This is a genomic window from Actinomadura craniellae (assembly GCF_003289645.1).
GTDB classification, from domain to species: domain Bacteria; phylum Actinomycetota; class Actinomycetes; order Streptosporangiales; family Streptosporangiaceae; genus Actinomadura_D; species Actinomadura_D craniellae.
Map to the genome: position 1 here is coordinate 35621 of NZ_QLYX01000017.1, position 15928 is coordinate 51548.

Annotated in this window: 16 protein-coding genes; 9 read left to right on the top strand and 7 right to left on the bottom strand. The window is 72.0% G+C overall.

Annotation, left to right across the window (positions count from 1 at the left end):
• Positions 1-4 precede the first annotated feature (4 nt).
• Together DPM19_RS35900 and DPM19_RS28840 are read right to left on the bottom strand one after the other, a co-directional pair.
• Entirely contained in the window at positions 5-481 is a 477-nt protein-coding gene (locus DPM19_RS35900; RefSeq protein WP_199485355.1) for an SUKH-4 family immunity protein, read from the bottom strand.
• 35 nt (positions 482-516) lie between these two features.
• A complete protein-coding gene (locus tag DPM19_RS28840) occupies positions 517-1680 on the bottom strand; it encodes an ROK family transcriptional regulator (protein ID WP_111871212.1) in 1164 nt (387 codons plus the stop codon).
• Positions 1681-1838: 158 nt separating this feature from the next.
• Here DPM19_RS28840 and edd point away from each other — a divergent pair, with 158 nt between their 5' ends.
• From edd to DPM19_RS28875, 7 genes are all read left to right on the top strand, one after another.
• Positions 1839-3656, top strand: coding sequence for a phosphogluconate dehydratase (gene edd / locus DPM19_RS28845; protein WP_111871213.1), 1818 nt, complete (start codon positions 1839-1841; stop codon positions 3654-3656).
• Positions 3653-4642, top strand: a complete 990-nt coding sequence (gene glk, locus DPM19_RS28850; RefSeq protein WP_111871214.1) for a glucokinase — start codon at positions 3653-3655, stop codon at positions 4640-4642. The genes edd and glk overlap by 4 nt, the downstream gene beginning before the upstream one ends.
• Positions 4639-5262 carry a bifunctional 4-hydroxy-2-oxoglutarate aldolase/2-dehydro-3-deoxy-phosphogluconate aldolase gene (gene eda / locus DPM19_RS28855; protein WP_111871215.1) on the top strand — a complete coding sequence of 208 codons (624 nt, stop codon included), beginning with the start codon at positions 4639-4641 and terminating at the stop codon, positions 5260-5262. Before glk ends, eda begins: the two co-directional genes overlap by 4 nt.
• Before the next feature lie 167 nt (positions 5263-5429).
• Positions 5430-6926: a gluzincin family metallopeptidase gene (locus DPM19_RS28860; RefSeq protein WP_146779035.1), complete on the top strand. Its 1497-nt coding sequence runs from the start codon at positions 5430-5432 to the stop codon at positions 6924-6926.
• A 51-nt stretch (positions 6927-6977) separates the two neighbouring features.
• Complete coding sequence (locus tag DPM19_RS28865) at positions 6978-7244, top strand: protealysin inhibitor emfourin (RefSeq protein ID WP_111871217.1); 267 nt, start codon at positions 6978-6980, stop codon at positions 7242-7244.
• 253 nt (positions 7245-7497) lie between these two features.
• Complete coding sequence (locus DPM19_RS28870; RefSeq protein WP_111871218.1) at positions 7498-8136, top strand: LysE family translocator; 639 nt, start codon at positions 7498-7500, stop codon at positions 8134-8136.
• A 200-nt stretch (positions 8137-8336) separates the two neighbouring features.
• The gene (locus DPM19_RS28875; RefSeq protein ID WP_111871219.1) at positions 8337-9239 is read left to right on the top strand and encodes a hypothetical protein; all 903 of its coding nucleotides are present in this window, start codon (positions 8337-8339) and stop codon (positions 9237-9239) included.
• Positions 9240-9390: 151 nt separating this feature from the next.
• Here DPM19_RS28875 and DPM19_RS28880 read toward each other — a convergent pair whose 3' ends face one another.
• The 4 genes from DPM19_RS28880 to DPM19_RS28895 form a co-directional block, all read right to left on the bottom strand.
• Positions 9391-9783 (bottom strand): TraR/DksA family transcriptional regulator, encoded by a 393-nt coding sequence (locus DPM19_RS28880; RefSeq protein ID WP_111871220.1) that lies wholly within the window; start codon positions 9781-9783, stop codon positions 9391-9393.
• A 139-nt stretch (positions 9784-9922) separates the two neighbouring features.
• The gene (locus tag DPM19_RS28885) at positions 9923-10105 is read right to left on the bottom strand and encodes a DUF397 domain-containing protein (RefSeq protein WP_111871334.1); all 183 of its coding nucleotides are present in this window, start codon (positions 10103-10105) and stop codon (positions 9923-9925) included.
• Between the two features lie 157 nt (positions 10106-10262).
• Complete coding sequence (locus DPM19_RS28890; protein WP_111871221.1) at positions 10263-10445, bottom strand: DUF397 domain-containing protein; 183 nt, start codon at positions 10443-10445, stop codon at positions 10263-10265.
• The gene (locus tag DPM19_RS28895) at positions 10436-11239 is read right to left on the bottom strand and encodes a helix-turn-helix domain-containing protein (protein WP_111871335.1); all 804 of its coding nucleotides are present in this window, start codon (positions 11237-11239) and stop codon (positions 10436-10438) included. The genes DPM19_RS28890 and DPM19_RS28895 overlap by 10 nt, the downstream gene beginning before the upstream one ends.
• A gap of 163 nt (positions 11240-11402) precedes the next feature.
• Here DPM19_RS28895 and DPM19_RS28900 point away from each other — a divergent pair, with 163 nt between their 5' ends.
• Both DPM19_RS28900 and DPM19_RS28905 read left to right on the top strand, forming a co-directional pair.
• Positions 11403-11876: an ATP-binding protein gene (locus tag DPM19_RS28900; protein ID WP_111871222.1), complete on the top strand. Its 474-nt coding sequence runs from the start codon at positions 11403-11405 to the stop codon at positions 11874-11876.
• A 424-nt stretch (positions 11877-12300) separates the two neighbouring features.
• Positions 12301-13968 carry an HNH endonuclease signature motif containing protein gene (locus DPM19_RS28905; RefSeq protein ID WP_146779036.1) on the top strand — a complete coding sequence of 556 codons (1668 nt, stop codon included), beginning with the start codon at positions 12301-12303 and terminating at the stop codon, positions 13966-13968.
• Positions 13969-14325: 357 nt separating this feature from the next.
• On the opposite strand, the gene DPM19_RS28910 is transcribed toward DPM19_RS28905, so the two are convergent.
• A complete protein-coding gene (locus tag DPM19_RS28910; RefSeq protein WP_111871224.1) occupies positions 14326-15435 on the bottom strand; it encodes an NAD(P)/FAD-dependent oxidoreductase in 1110 nt (369 codons plus the stop codon).
• Between the last annotated feature and the right edge of the window lie 493 nt (positions 15436-15928).

Consider the following 15928-nt stretch of genomic DNA (forward strand, 5'->3'; position numbering starts at 1 on the left):
CGGCTCAGCCGGAGTGATCGCCGTTGGCGATGTCGCTGAGCAGGCAGTCCCAGAACCCGTCGGCCGGCAGGCAGGCCGGATCGAGCGCCTCCAGGGCCGCCTCCAGGGCGTCGGCGGCACCGCCCGGATCCGCGAAGGAGAAGGGATACCGGTCACGGACCAGGGCGGCGCACTCCAGGAAACGGCCCAGCGTGGTGTTGACCAGCGAGACCTCCATCAGGCCCCGCGGCTCGACCAGGAGCACCTCGCCGGACGGCAGGTGCAGGCAGAGCAGGTCCCCCTCCCGGGACCGGCCGAGCACCAGGTGGTCGGCGGGAACGATCCCGGGTGTGCCGGCCGGCGGCGGCTCCAGCCGGTCGGCGGCGAAGAAGACGCCGATCAGGGCGCGCGGCAGCCCCGCCTCGGCGAGCAGCCGCCGGGCCGCCGGGTCGGCCGGCCGGCCGAGCGCCTCCGGCGGGTGGGTGACGGTCTCCGGTTCCACCTGGCCAGTCTCGCAGCCTCGCCCGGCGATCGACGTCAGGAGGGCAGGACGGCGTCGATGGCGTCGGGGGCGAGGATGTGGTCGAGGACCATCGCGGCGCAGCCGGCCAGGCCGGCGGTGTCGCCCAGCAGGCTGGGCTCGATCCGCAACTGGCGGGTGGCCAGGGCCGTCGCCCGCTGGTAGACGATCTCGCGCACCCCGGCGATCAGCGGCTCGTACGCCCTGGCCAGGTCGCCGCCCAGCACCACGACCCCGGGGTTCAGCAGGTTGACCGCCGCCGCGATCACCTCGCCGACGCGCCGGCCCGCCTCGCGGACCAGCGCCACCACCTCGGCGTCGCCGTTCTCGGCCAGCCGGGCCAGTGCCGCCAGGTCTTCGCACGGCCGGCCCATCTCGGCCAGCCGGGCCAGCAGCGCCGTCCCGCCCGCCACCGTCTCGACGCAGCCGAGGTTGCCGCAGCTACAGGGGGCGGAGCCGCCGTCGCGGACCGGGATGTGCCCGATCTCGCCGGCCGCGCCCAGCGCCCCGCGCTGGATCCGGCCGCCCGCGATCACTCCGGCGCCGATGCCGGTGGAGAGCTTGACGAACAGCAGGTCGTCGCAGTGCCCGTGCTGCCGGAGCCGGTGCTCGCCCAGCGCGGCCAGGTTGACGTCGTTGTCGAGGTGGACCGGTACCGCGAACCGCTCGGCGACCAGTGGCCGGATCGGCGCCTCGCCCCAGATGGGCGGGGCCGGCGGCACCTCCGGCCGCCCGGCGGCGAATTCGACCGGGCCGGGGATGCCGATGCCCACCCCCCGTACCTTCGACCGGTCGATCCCGGCCTTGGCCAGCAGTTCCTCGCCCCGGTCGAGCAGCCGGGGGAGCGTGTCGGCCCCGGAGCCGTCCAGCTCGAGGGGGGTCTGGACGATCAGTTCGCCCGCCAGGTCGCAGACGCCCACCTGGCCCCGGCTCCGGCCGAGCGAGGCCACGAGCACCGCCCCGCCGGCGGCGTTGAAGTCGAGCCGGGCGGGCGGCCGGCCGCCGGTGGAGGGGCCGGCGGCGCACTCGGTCACCAGCCCGTGCGCGATCAGTTCGGTGACCCGCAGGGTGACGGCGGGCCGGGACAGCCCGGTGAGCCGGCCGAGTTCGGCGCGGGTGCTCACGCCCTCCTCGCGGATGAGGCGCAGTACTTCTCCGCTGGTGGAGGGGCGTCTGGGCATTCGCACAGTGAACCACGGGGTCCTTGTGTATGTCGAGATGCATATCACCGCGAACTTTTGTAACCCAGCGTTCATAAGAGTGCTTGTGTTCGTTACTAATCTGTCGATAGTTTGCCTGGCTGTCCGCTCTTGTACCCGCTCACCCAGGAGCGCCCCCCATGTCCCCACCTCTGCATCCCGTTCTGGAACGGGTCACCCGGCGCATCGCGGCGCGCAGCGCGCCCCGGCGCTCGGCGTACCTGGCCCGGATCCGGGCCGCCGCCGGAGAGTCCCCGGCGCGGACCGCGCTGGGCTGCGCCAACCTCGCCCACGGCTTCGCCGCCTGCGGGCCCGGGGAGACGCTCGCGCTCCGTGGAGCGGTCCGGCCCAACATCGCGATCGTGTCGGCCTACAACGACCTGCTCTCGGCGCACCAGCCGCTCGGCGCCTATCCCGACCTGCTCAAACGGGCGGTCGCCGAGGCCGGCGGGGTCGCCCAGTTCGCCGGCGGGGTGCCGGCCATGTGCGACGGGATCACCCAGGGCCGGGCCGGCATGGAGCTGTCCCTGTTCAGCCGCGACCTCATCGCCATGGCCACCGCGGTCGCGCTGGCCCACGACATGTTCGACGGCGCGCTGCTGCTCGGCGTCTGCGACAAGATCGTTCCAGGGCTGGTGGCGGGCGCGCTGGCGTTCGGCCACCTGCCGGTGATCCTGGTGCCGGCGGGGCCGATGCCGTCCGGCCTGCCCAACGCCGAGAAGGCCAGGGTCCGCAAGCTCCACGCCGAGGGCAAGGCCACCCGCGAGGAACTGCTGGACGCCGAGGCGGCCTCCTACCACGCCCCCGGCACCTGCACGTTCTACGGCACCGCCAACTCCAACCAGCTGCTCATGGAGGTCATGGGCCTGCACCTGCCCGGGGCGAGCTTCGTGCCGCCGGGCACCGGGCTGCGCGACGCGCTCACCGCCGAGGCCGGCCGCCGGATCGTCGAGCTGACCGCCCGGCGCGGCCCCTACACCCCGATCGGCGAGGTGCTGGACGAGAAGGCGTTCGTCAACGGGGTGGTCGCGCTGCTGGCCACCGGCGGCTCCACCAACCACACCCTGCACCTGGTCGCCATGGCCGCCGCCGCGGGGCTGGAACTGACCTGGGACGACTTCGCCGACCTGTCCGCGGTCGCCCCCCAGCTCACCCGCGTGTACCCCAACGGCACCGCCGACGTGAACCACTTCCACGCCGCCGGCGGCACCGCCTTCCTGATCGGGGACCTGCTGGACGCCGGCCTGCTGCACGCCGACGTCCGCACGGTCGGCGGCACGGGCCTGGAGCCCTACCGCGCGGCGCCCGTCCTGGACGGGGACGCGCTGGCCTGGCGGCCCGCGCCGGCCACCAGCGGCGACCCCGCGGTGCTGCGCCCGGTCGCCGACCCGTTCGCCGCCGAGGGCGGGCTGCGGATGGTGGACGGCAACCTCGGCCGGGCCGTGGTCAAGGTCTCCGCCGTCCGCCCCGAGCACCGGGTCGTGGAGGCGCCCGCCCGGGTGTTCGGCTCGCAGGAGGAGATGCTGCACGCCTTCACGGCCGGGGAGCTCGACGGCGACCTGGTGGCCGTCGTCCGGATGCAGGGGCCGCGCGCCAACGGCATGCCGGAACTGCACCGGCTGACCCCGCCGCTGGCCGTGCTCCAGGACCGGGGCCACCGGGTGGCACTGGTCACCGACGGCCGGATGTCCGGCGCCTCCGGCGCGGTGCCCGCCGCGATCCACGTCTCGCCGGAGGCCGCCGCGGGCGGACCGCTGGCCCGGCTGCGGGACGGCGACATGATCCGTTTCGACGCCGACAAGGGCGTGCTGGAGGCGCTGGTCGACGCGGCCGAGTTCGCCGCCCGGAGACCGGCCGAACCACCGCCGGACGCGCCGACCGGCACCGGACGGGAACTGTTCGAGGTCTTCCGCCGGGCGGTCGGCCCGGCCGAGCGCGGAGCGGGGGTGCTCGCGTGAACGCCCCGACGCACGACCACCCCTGGCTGGTCGCCGACATCGGCGGCACCAACGCCCGGTTCGGCCTGGTGGAGGCGCCGGGCGCCGCGCCCACCCGGGTGCACGTGCTGGCCGACCGCGACCACGCCGGCCTCGCCGAGGCCGCCGCCACCTACCTCGCCCGGCACGCCGGCGACGTCCGGCCGACCGCGGCCTGCGTGGCGGTGGCGGGGCCGGTCGGCGGCGGCACGTTCCGGCTGACCAACGCCAACTGGAGCGGTACAGCCGACGAGATCTCCGCCTACCTGGGCATCGAGCACGTGGAACTGGTCAACGACTTCGAGGCGCTGGCGCTGGCGCTGCCCTCCCTGCGGCCCGGCGACCTGCGCCCGATCGGCGACGCGCTGCCCGACCCCGCGGCGGGCCTGGCCGTGGCGGTACTCGGCCCCGGCACCGGTCTGGGCGTGGCCGGGCTGGTGCCCGTCGGCGGCGACTGGGCGCCGGTGCCGGGCGAGGGCGGTCACGCCGACCTGCCCGTGGCCACCGAGCGGGAGGCCGAGGTGCTGCGCCGGCTGCGCCTGGAGGGCGTCCCGGCCGGGGCCGAGTCCCTGCTCAGCGGCCCCGGGCTGGCCCGGCTGCACCGGGTGCTGGGCGAGATCCACGGGGTGCCCGCCGACCCGCTGACCGCCGCCCAGATCTGCGCCCGCCGCCGCGACCCGCTGTGCGCCGAGACGCTGGACACCTTCTGCGCGCTGCTCGGCTCGTTCGCCGGGAACGCCGCGCTCACCCTCGGCGCCCGCGGCGGGGTCTACCTCGGTGGCGGGATCCTGCCCCGCATCGCCGACGTCCTGCGGCGCAGCGACTTCCGCCGCCGGTTCGAGGACAAACCCCCCGTGGACGACTACCTGCGGGCCATCCCCACCGCCCTGATCACCGCACCCACCCCCGCGCTGGCCGGCGCCGCCGCCCGGCTGGGCCGCCGGCTCGTCTCCCTGGAGATCGTGTGAACGCCGAAGAACTGCTGGACCTGTCGCCGGTGATCCCGGTGGTGGTGCTCTCCGCCGCCGAGACCGCCGTGCCACTGGCCCGGGCGCTGGTCGCCGGCGGGCTACCCGCCATCGAGGTGACCCTCCGCACCCCCGAGGCACTGGACGGGATCAAGCAGATCGCGGCCGAGGTGCCCGAGGCGGTCATCGGCGCGGGCACGATCGTCGAGCCCGGCCAGGCCGCCGCCGCGGCCGGGGCGGGCGCCCGGTTCCTGGTCAGCCCCGGCTGTACCGACCGGTTGCGCGGGGAACTGCTCGACACCGGGCTGCCGTTCCTGCCCGGGGTCGCCACCGCTTCGGAGGTGATGGCGCTGCTGGATTACGGGATCACCGCCATGAAGTTCTTCCCGGCCGAGGCGTCGGGCGGCGCCGCCTTCCTGAAGGCGCTGTCGGCCCCGCTGCCCAAGGCCCGCTTCTGCCCCACCGGCGGCGTCACCCCCGGCAACGCGCCCGGATACCTGGGCCTGCCCAACGTCGGCTGTGTCGGGGGCACCTGGCTGACCCCGGCGGACGCGCTGCGCGCGGGGGACTGGTCCCGGGTCACCGACCTCGCCCGGGAGGCGTCCGCCCTTCGCCCCTAGAGGAAGCCGCTGAACTGCGAAAACGCCCCCTGTCGCCGATGTGCTCGGGTTTGCCGGTAAGGCCCCCGGGCACGGCTAGCGATGGGCCGGCCAGCCGCCTGCGGGCTGCGGTCGGCCCTTTTCCATGCCGGGCCGCCGTGCGGCCCACGTCGACGAGGGGGAAGTCGATGAGTCCTGAAGAGGGCCTCTTGATGCCGGTGGCCGTGCGCACGGAGCCGCCCATCGGAACGGTGGTACCCGAAGAGGTCGCCCAGCGGGTCACCCAGAGCTTCCGGGGCGGGCCCACGACCACACCGGCGGCCGGGCCGCGGCCGAGCCCGGTACCGACCCCACTGCCGATGGCGGCCGGGCACCGACTGCTGATCTACAAGCAGGATCCCTCGGTCGCCGAACTGGGCATCAGGACGGTTTTCGTCCAGTCGACCATCCTGAACGGGCCGGCGGACACCCGCATCAGGACCGAACTGCCCGGCGTCACTCCGGTGGGGCGCAACATCGACGGCGACTTCATCTTCCCGCCCAACAGCCCGCAGTTCGACTGCGCCCACACTTTCGCCGTCGTCCGCGAGACGCTCTCGATGTACGAGCGGCACAACGGCGGCAGACCACTGCCGTTCGCCTGGAACTCCGGTAGCAACACCGACCCGATCACCGTGTTCCCGCGCGCCGGGATCGACGCGAACGCCTTCTACAGCCGGACGGCCAAGGCGCTGAAGTTCTTCTCCTTCACACCTCCCGGCGCGTCCCGGCCGGTCATGACCAACAACTCGTTCGACGTCGTGACGCACGAGATGGCCCACGCGATCCTCGACGGCATCAAGCCCGGCTGGATCGGGACCGTGGACAACCCGCCGCAGACCGGCGGCCTGCACGAGGCGTTCGGTGACCTGACCGCCATCTTCATGACGCTGTCGCAGGCCGACCAGGCGGAGGCGTTCGTCGCGGCCACCAAGGCCGACCTGCACGCCACGTCGTTCCTGCCCGCGATGGGCGAGGAGTTCGGCGCCGCATTCGGCCTGCCGTTCGGCCTGCGCAACGCCGACAACGACCTGCGGCTGAGCGACGTCGGCAACGAGGTGCACGACATTTCGCAGGTGTTCACGGGGGGCGTTTACGACATCCTCGCCGACGTCTTCGCGTTCGAACTCAGCCGCCAGCGCCAGGTCAAGAGCCCCACCCAGATCCTCATGGAGGTGGCGTCCAGCCTGTGCAAGCTGCTGTTCGACGCGATCGTGGCGTCCCCGCGGACCGGCGCGACCTACGCCGACGTCGTCGGCCAGCTGGTGCGCAAGTCGGCCGAGCGGGACGATCCGCCGATCTACCGGACCTGCATCCTGAACCGGTTCGCCGTCCGCGAGGTCGTGGAGCCGCCGGTGTCGCTGGACGAGCTGATGTCGGGGAACATGGACATGGCCAACCCGCACTACACGGGCGGCGGCGACGCCAAGCGCATCCCCGAGGTGCGGCCCGCCGACGAGAAGTCGGCCAGCCTGCGCGCCGTGCAAGACCGCTCGGGTTGCTGCGGCACCATGCAGATGCCGGAGTTCCGGGTGGTGCCGGCCGACCGGCTGGCCACCCGGGGGCCGCTGACCGACGAGGACATCCTGGCCGCCGAACTGGCCGAACTCCGCGAGTCCTTTGGCAAGCTCGACCAGAACAGATAGCCGACGGGCGCCGGGCCGCGCGCGGGCGCGGCCCGGCAGAGGGGCAGAGACATGCGCGTGAAGATCGAGCGTTCGGGCGGTTTCGCCGGGCTGACGCAGGTCGTCGCCGACTACGACACCGACGACCTGCCCCCCGCCGAGGCCGAGTCGGTGCGTCAGGCCCTGGCCGCGCTGGCCGGGGGCACCGAACCCCACCCCGTCGGCGCCGACCTCTACACCTACCGGATCACCGCGGACGGCGAGACCTACGACCTCTCCGAGGACCCGAGCCGCGTCCGGGCCACCCCGCTGGGCACCCTCCTGGCCCCCGGCGGCTGACCCGCCCGGTGCGGGAGAGCCCATGGCCGGCCCTGCCCGTGGCGGCGTGGGCGTGGCCGGTACGGGAGAGTCCGGCCTGGAGGCGCCGTCCGGGGAGCCGTGCACGGTCCTCGTCCCGGGTGCCGCCGGGTGCACGGCTGTGACCAGGCGTGATGCCGGGACGCCGGGCGCCCGGCGTTCTGGAAGTCCGGCAGGAGAATGCGATGTCGTTTTTCTACCGGTTTGTCGCGGGGTGCCGTGGCAGGGTGGTGGGATGCTCAACGCCTGCCTGGCCTTCGCCGCCGTCGCCGCCCTGGTGACGCTGACGCCCGGACTCGACGTCATGCTCGTGCTGCGGACGACCGTGGCCGACGGCCTGCGCGCCGGCCTGCTGGCCGGGGCCGGGGTGGTCGGCGGCGTGCTGACCTGGGGGCTGGCCAGCGCCGCCGGGCTGACCGCGCTGCTCGCCGCCTCCCGGTTCGCCTTCGACGTGCTGCGCGTGGCGGGCGCGTGCTACCTGCTCTGGCTGGGCGGCCGGGCGCTGTGGCGGGTCCGCCGCAAGGCCGTGGGGACCGCCTTGGCGGACGTCTCCGCGAAGGTCCCCGCCCCGTCGAGCGGGGGCCGGGCCGCGCTGCGGGCCGGGCTGGTGACCAACCTGCTCAACCCCAAGGTCGGGGTCTTCTACATGAGCCTGCTGCCGCAGTTCATCCCCGCCGGTGCCCCCGTGCTGTGGACCAGCCTGCTGTTTTCCGCCATCCACGCGGCCGAGGGCCTGCTCTGGCTCGCCGTCGTGGCCCTGGCCGCCGGCACGGCCCGCACCGTGCTGACCCGCCCGGCGGTCCGCCGGCGCCTGGAGCAGGTCACCGGCGTCGTCTTCATCGGCTTCGGCGTCCACTTGGTCACCGGCCGCTGATGCCCTGGCCCGCCACGCGGGACACCGCTGTCAAGCCGATGGTCATGGGTCCCATTCGGAGATAAATCTCTTACCGGATGGACAGCGGCCAAATGCTCCGATTTCCGCAGTGGATATGACATGGTGACATTGCCTGGTTCCTGGAAGTTGTTTCCGGTCATCGGTAATTCGCTCGGTCGCCATGGCAAAAAGGAGACGCCGTGCCCAAAGTCAAAGATCCTCTTCTGCTGCGCGAGTACGCGGTGGAGACGATCGTCGGATACTACGGTCTCAAGGTCACGGAACCCGCCGGTGTCAAGAACTGGTGCCGTAAAAATGCCGTGCTGCGTTACCTGCGGGAAAAGGAGGACCGCCCCGAAGAAGTGGCGCAGAAGCTCACCGAGGCCGACGTCGACCCGGGTGACGTCGACGACCTCGCGACCTGGCTCCTGAGCGACTACCTGCCGCTTTGGGACCTGGGAGGCTACGACAAGGTCCTCGACAACCTCGCCGCGAAGGGCGGCGAGCAGAGGTACATCACCTACCTGCGCGGGCTGAACTGGCCCAAGAAGCCGAGAATACTGGGCGGCTTCGTCATGACGACCGGGAACTTCTCCGCGGACAGCTTACTGATCCGTATATCGATGGACCTTCCGGACGCCACCGAGATCCTCGACACCATTCTCTTCGAGTGCTGCAACGCCTTTCAGGTCGAGGCGTTCAAGGCGGCGAAGAAGACGTTCCTCGAACCGGGCAAGCGGAAGCCGGAGCTGTACGGGGCCCGGGTCGCCGAAATCGAATACGATTCCGACAAGAAGCATATCGAGCACCTACACCAGATCTACGGGACACGGGATCCGGGCGCGCTGCTGAACGCCCTCAGCGTTCCCCAGAACCTGCAGACCGCCCAGCCCTACGTGGCGGGCGACATCGGCAAGGTGGTCCTCCCGGCACGCGACGCGCTGCCGCGGCAGAGCCAGCGGCAGGCGCTGTGGTGGTTCAAGACCGCGGCGTGGCCCGAGGACGCCCGCAAGCTCGCCTGGATCAGCGCCAACCACGGCGACGAACTGGCACGGAGCACCGACCTGTACCGCCTGGGCTCGGTCCAGAAGATCAACACCTGACGGCGGGCGGCGCGGCCCGTCCCGTGCACCCCGTCCGAGGCGTGCGGGCCAGGCCTTCCCGCCCGCCCGAGTTCCCGTCCCGTCCGCTTGGGCGGGACGGGGCACGCCTCAACCAGCGGCCTGCCGTCATCGGATGCGCGGCCGGGAATCCTCACCGACCTTCCCGGGCCGCACGGGGGCAGGGCCCGTGGCAGCCGTCGCACAGGGTCTTGATCCAGGCGCCCTGCCGGGCACGTCCGGGAGCGCCGCAGGACTCGCACGTCCTGCCAGACTCCTCCTCGGCGGCGGCGACGAGCCGCCGCGCGGCATCGTCCTCCCGCCCCATCTCCGCCGCCTGCCGGTCGTCCGGCCACTCGCCGGTGGTGAGGTACGGGCCGCGGAGCAGGCCGGAGACGAGGTAGACGCGCAGCGTGCCGTACTTCTCCTTGACCTGGTTGACGGCGTATCCGGGGCTGACGGCGAGCAACTCCTCGTGCAGGCGCAGCAGCAGTGGATGCCACCCTCGGCCGACGTGGTCCAGGTGGTCGGGGATCTGGCCGGGCATGGTTTCGCTCCTCGCGTTGGGCCGGACTCACCCCCCGCGCACCCGCGTGGTCCCGCCCGGGACGGAAGCGCGCGGACGAACAGTGGCACGGCCCGCGCGGAGACGTCAACCGCGTTCGTACCGTCCTGCGCGGCTCCGGTTACCGGGTGATCGCCCTGGCGAAAGCCCGGAAGGCCGTACGGGAGAAGGTGAGGGCGGGACCGCTGGGGTCCCGGGAATCCCGCACGGCGATACCACCGGGAAGAGCGGCGACCTCCACACAATCTCCGCCGTTGGAACCGCTGCGGCTCGACTTACGCCACTGCGCTGCACTCAGATCCATCTCTTTCACCGTCCTGGATCATCTTGAGAAGGTGCTTGCGAGAAACCTATGGGTGCGCCATGTCGGAGGGGCGGATCCGTGTTCCCGGCGCTGTCGCTGACGGAGCAGGCCGGTAGTGGCTCCTGGGCCAGGACCCACCACCGGCCAGGTCAGAGGACTATTGCTTGATCCCCTTGGCGAATTCCTGGAAGGCGCTGCGGGAGAGCGAGAGGATGGTGCCGTGCGGGTCCTTGGAGTCCCGTACGGCGATGCCGGCGGGGATTTCGGTGATCTCTACGCAGTGCCCGCCGTTGGATCCACTGCGGCTCGACTTGCGCCACTGCGCTTTGCTCAGGTCCATTTCTCTTTCACCGTTCTGCGAATCAGGTCGAGGGACATTCCCACGGGGAGCGCCTGGGAACGGATCGCGTCGAAGGACTGCGTCAGCTTCCGCAGTTCTTCCGTACCGCCCATGGTAAGACCGTGCACGGCCGTGTCGATATGGGCGATCTCCGCGCCGTCGTTGCGGGTCGCGATGACGAACGCCCCGGTGTTGCCGGGGTGCATGGCGCCTTGCGGGACCACCTGGATGTGGATCTGCTGGGACGCGGACGCGATCAGGTGTTCGAGCTGTTCCCGCATGACCTCCCGGCTGCCGATCTGGTTATGCAGCACCAGCTCCGGCAGTACATAGAACAGCGTCGGCGGTTCGGGCTCTTGACGGGCCAGGACGGTCTGACGTTGCATCCGTGCCTCCACGGCGGCCTCGTCGCCGAACAGCAACTCGTTCGCGTAGGCCCGGGTTTGCAGCAGGCCGTCGATCACGATGGGCTGGAAGGACTTCAGGACGGCGGCCTTCGCCTCGTGTCGAGGCCAGTCGAACCAGGCCGGGTAGAAGGCCGGTTTGACCAGGTGGTCCCACAGGTGGGGGAGCATGCCCTTGGTCTGGAGCGGTTCGTCGGCGCGTTCGGCTAAGACGCGCTCGCAGCGGGTCTCGCCGCGCTCGACGTCGCCGATGGTCGAGCCCGCGTAGTTGATCCGCGCGCCGAGCTGGTCCTGGGACAGTTTGGCCTGCTCGCGGTAGTGCCGCAGTGTGGAGCCGAACAGCGCCAGCGGGGACGATCCGGGGTTGAGTTCCTTGGGGGGCCGGGGCATCGGTGCCTCCATCGTGGGTTCGGGGGGTTGACCGGTGTTGACCGGTGGCCGCGTCCGGTACGCCGATGTTCGACGGGGCGTCGCGGAATGGCTACACCGAGTATGGCAAGGCGGATTGGATGGCGTCAGCCCCACCGGATGTTTCAGTGAAAGGCCGCCCCCGATGTCAGATCACGCGATCCGGCCGCGCCTGCTGCTCGGAAAGCTCCGCCTCCCCCTGACCGACACCGCCCCCAAGCACGCCCGGGATCTGGTGGCCCGGCTCGCCCTGAGCTGGGGCCTGTCCGACATCGAATGGACGGTCAAACTCGCCGTCTCCGAGCTCGTCACCAATGCGTACCTGCACAGTGATCCGGTGCGCGGCGGGACCGTCATCATCGACGTCGCGCGCAGCGGCAAGCAGTTCCAGGTCACCGTGCACGACTCCGCGAAGAAGCTCCCGGAGACGCGCGCGGCCGACCCCGCCCGGGAGAACGGCCGCGGCCTGCTGCTGGTCGGCGCCGAGACCGACGCCTGCGGGTACTACCTCACCCCGTTCGGCAAGGCCGTCTGGTTCCAACTGGCCGCGCACTGGCCCCTCGACGTGATTTCCGCGCCCGGTCCGGCCCGTCCCGACCCGGGAACGGCTCCACCGTGACGGCGCCCGGGCCGGAACCGGTCGCGCCCGTGTGTTCCGGCCGTCGCAGCGACGTTGAGAAGCCGATCGACACCTTGGGTGTTCGCCGGCGCGTCCGGCTCGACGCGAACTTGGCGCCTGGGCGGGTGGCGGGCCGGCGGACCTGCGGGATCTCTTGGCCGAGTGGCCGAGTGACGGAATGGCCGAGTGGCCTAGCTCGCGCTGACGGCCGGCCCGCAGCGGTGCCTGCTAGCGGACCTGACGGCCTCGACACGGTTCGGTTGCGCACCGTCCAGGCTGTGGCTGCCCCCCGCATTCGGGTTGCACTGAGTGATGGATCGGCTACTATTAGAACTGGTGTTCGAATTTTCGTCAGGGGGTGGGAGCAGTGCTGTCGGAGACGGTTCCGCAGGGTGGCTCCCGCCTGCCCGAGGGGTTGGCGGAGATGCCACCGGGGCCTGAGCTGGCGGCCGCGCTAGCGTTGATCGACCGGTCGCGGCTGTCGGGTCATGACACGGTGGTGCTGCTGCAGGCCCGGGCGCGCCAGGTCGCGCACGAACAGGCGGAGTTGTACGCCGACATGGCCGAGGTGGCCGATCGGGTGCGTCGGGAGGTGGTGGGTCTGCCGGGGGTGTGGGACAGCGATGTGCCGAAGTTCGCCGCGGCGGAGGTCGCGGCGGCGTTGCGGTTGACCAAGCGGGCGGCGGGTGGGGTGCTGGAGGATGCCTGGTTGCTGGTCGAGCGTCTGCCGGCGGTGTGGCGGGCGTTGCGGGCCGGGCTGATCGACGTCCCCCGGGCGAAGGTGATGGTCCGCGAGACACGGGTGTTGCCCGAACCGGTCGCCCGGCGAGTAGTGGGGCAGATCCTGCCGCAGGCCCCGGAACTGACCACCGGACAACTGGCTTATCGGGTGCGTCGCCTGGTCCTGGAGGCCGACCCCTGCGCCGCGCGGAACAGCTACGAACTCGGGGTGGCCGAACGGCGGATCGTGGCCGGTACCGATCCCGACGGCACTGCTTACCTGGCCGGGTACCAACTGCCGGTCGGTCCTGCGGCGGCGGCCTATGAGCGGGTGGACGCGATCGCCCGGGCCGCCAAGCAGGCCGGCGACGGCCGCCCCATGGACCAGATCCGCGCCGATGTCTACCTCGGCTTGCTGGAGGGCACCTGGAACGGCCCTGGCCCCGTGCACCGGCGCGGGGTGATCGAGTTGACCGCCGACCTGCCCACCCTGCTGAACCTGGCCGACAACCCCGCCGAGCTGCACGGGTGGGGGCCGGTCATCGCCGACATCGCCCGCCAGATCACCACCCAGGCCACCACCCGGACCACCGTCCGGGACACCATCTGGGTCTACTCCATCACCGACCCCCTGACCGGACGGCTGCTGCACCACGGCACCACCCGCCGTCCGGTACTCCCCGCTCCCGGCTCCACCCGCCGCCGTCCCCTCCATCTCGAACCGGCCGGCTCCGGCGACACCGCTCACCCGCCGACCGCTCCCTGTACGGAAATCGGTGCCCAGGCCGAACCCACGACCGGAACCGGCCCCGGAACCGATGCGGAACCGGTCGGGCTCGACACGGGGCCTGGAGCCGGACCGGAAGGCGAAACCCAGTCACGAAGCCCGACCGCCGGATCGAGGGGCGAGGACATCGGAACCGGCGGGCGAGACACCGGGACGGGCCAGACCGCTCGGCCGGCGGTGGCAGCTCAGCCGGCGGTGGCCGCCGTATCTGGTGAGCGTGCGGGAACGACCGAGCGGGATCCTCGCCGTTTCCTCAGCGCGCGTGATCGGGCTCACGTCATCGCCCGGGACCGCACCTGCCGCGGACCTGGTTGTCGCGTCTCCGCCCGCCGATCCGAGATCGACCACATCGTCCCGCACGCCCAAGGCGGCTCCAGCACGCCCGACAACACCGACGCCAAGTGCGGGTTCTGCCACGACCTCAAAGACGCCGGATGGGTCGTCACCCGTACCCCACGCGGTACCACCCTGTGGACCAGCCCGCTCGGGCATACCTACCGCAAACCTCCCGAGCCCATCACCCGGCCGGCCGACCTCACCCCCGCCGAACGGCGCCTCGCCGAGAACCTCGACCAGCCACCCTGAGGTTCACCGGGTTCTCGTCCGTCGGGCGTTGCTTCCGGCTTTGGTTTCCCGCGGCACGGACGAGATCGGGAGACGGGAGGCTCGCTTGGGCTCGAGGGGTTCGCCTGGGCTCGGAGAACTCGCCGGACGCTCGTTTCGTCGAGTGTTGCCTCGCATGTGCGCCCGGTGCGGACCGCGCGCCCGGACCGGTGACAGGGTTCACGCCGGTCCGGGCGGCTGTGCTGGTCGGGCGGTCGTGCTGGTCGGGCGGATGTGTCAGTGCACCGCACGGCATGTGACTCTGTACGTCGTTGCGAAGGGAACTCGTCTCCGAAGGGAACTCGTCTCCTCGGTCGGCCCGGCCGGGTGCGGACGGTCCTAAATGCCGGAGGGGAGGGTCGGGTGCCGCTCCAGCAGGATCGTGCTCCGCACGATGGCCTCCTTGTAGAGGGCGGCCGGGCGGCCAGTGAGTACGGCCGAACGCGGGCTGTCGTCGGAGCGGACGAATTGGACGAGCCCGTCGCGGCGGCCCAGGCTGATGCACTGGTTGACGTACCGGAAGCGCAGCGGCCGGGGCTCGCGGCCGGCCAGGCGGTCGGCGATCCCACGGACGGCCTGCTGCGCCACTGGCAGGCCGGTGGCACACGCCATGCGCAGTTCCTGGCCGTCCGCCCGGTGGACGGCCGCCGCGTCCCCGACCCCGTAGACCTCCGGGTGCGAGACCGAGCGAAGGGTCCGGTCCACCACCATCCGGCCGCGGTCGTCGACGGCGAATCCGGCGGCGCGGGCCAGGCCGGGCACCTCGAAGCCGGCGGTCCACACCACGGTGTCGGCGTTGATGTGCTCGCCGCCGGCCAGCACCGCACCGTCCGCGCGGACCTTGGCCACCCGGGCGTCCTCGCGGACTTCGACGCCGAGGCGGTCGAAGGCGCGCCGCAGATACCGCCGGCCGCGCGGCGACAGCCCGGCGCCCAGAACGCCTCTGGTCACCAGCCGCACCTTCAGCTCGGGGCGGGTCTCGGCCAGCTCGGCGGCGGCCTCGACGCCGGTCAGCCCGCCGCCGACCACGGCGACGGTCTGTCCCGGGGCGAGGCGGTCCCGCAGCCGCGCCGCCTGGTCGAGGGTGGCGACGGTGTGGGCGTGTTCGGCCACCCCGGGCACGGAGTCCAGGTCGGCCCGGCTGCCCAGGGCGTAGATCAGCAGGTCGTAGGGCAGCGCACGGGCGTCCCGGGTGTGCACGATCCGTACCACCACGTCGATCTCCGTCGCCCGATCGACGACGAGTTCCACGCCGGTGCCGTCGAGCAGGTCCGCCAGCGGCAGGTCGCGCAGCGGCTGCCCGGCCGCGAGCTGGTGCAGCCGCACCCGCTCGACGAACCGGCCGCTCTCGTTGACGAGCGTCACCCGCGCGTCCGTCCACTTGGCCGCGAGTTTCGCGGCGGCGAGCCCGGAGTAGCCCGCGCCGACGACCACGATGCGAAGCGTCATCGTCCCGTCCCTTCATCGTCCGTCGGGAGTCGACAACTAGGACTGGAGAACCGGGTGAGATGTGACGTTCTCCCGCTGTGAGCCGGAGCACCCGCGGGCAGGCGTGGTGTTCTCGTGCCGAGAGTTGCGGGGTACCTGGGGGAAGCGTGGTGTTTTCTCTCCATGATCAGGAGCGTCTGTGGGAAGTGTGGAGTCCTTGTGCTGTGAGCTGTGAGGTATCCGTGGGAAGTGTGGCGTTCTCGTGCTGCGAGCCGCGAAGTACCCGCGGAAGACGTGGCGCTCTCGCCGTGACCTGGGACATCTGCGGGAATGCGCGGCGTTTTGGCGAGCGCCCGACCAACCTGCCACCAGCCTGGCCGCGCGACTTTCTCTCCGGCCCGGTACTGCCGGTTGGCCGGAGCGAAGCCCCGTCGCCCGCCACACGGGGGTGCTGGGCGGGTTCTGTCGTGCTCAGGGCGAACACGCTAGTTCCCACGTTGTTCCCGCCCCGTAG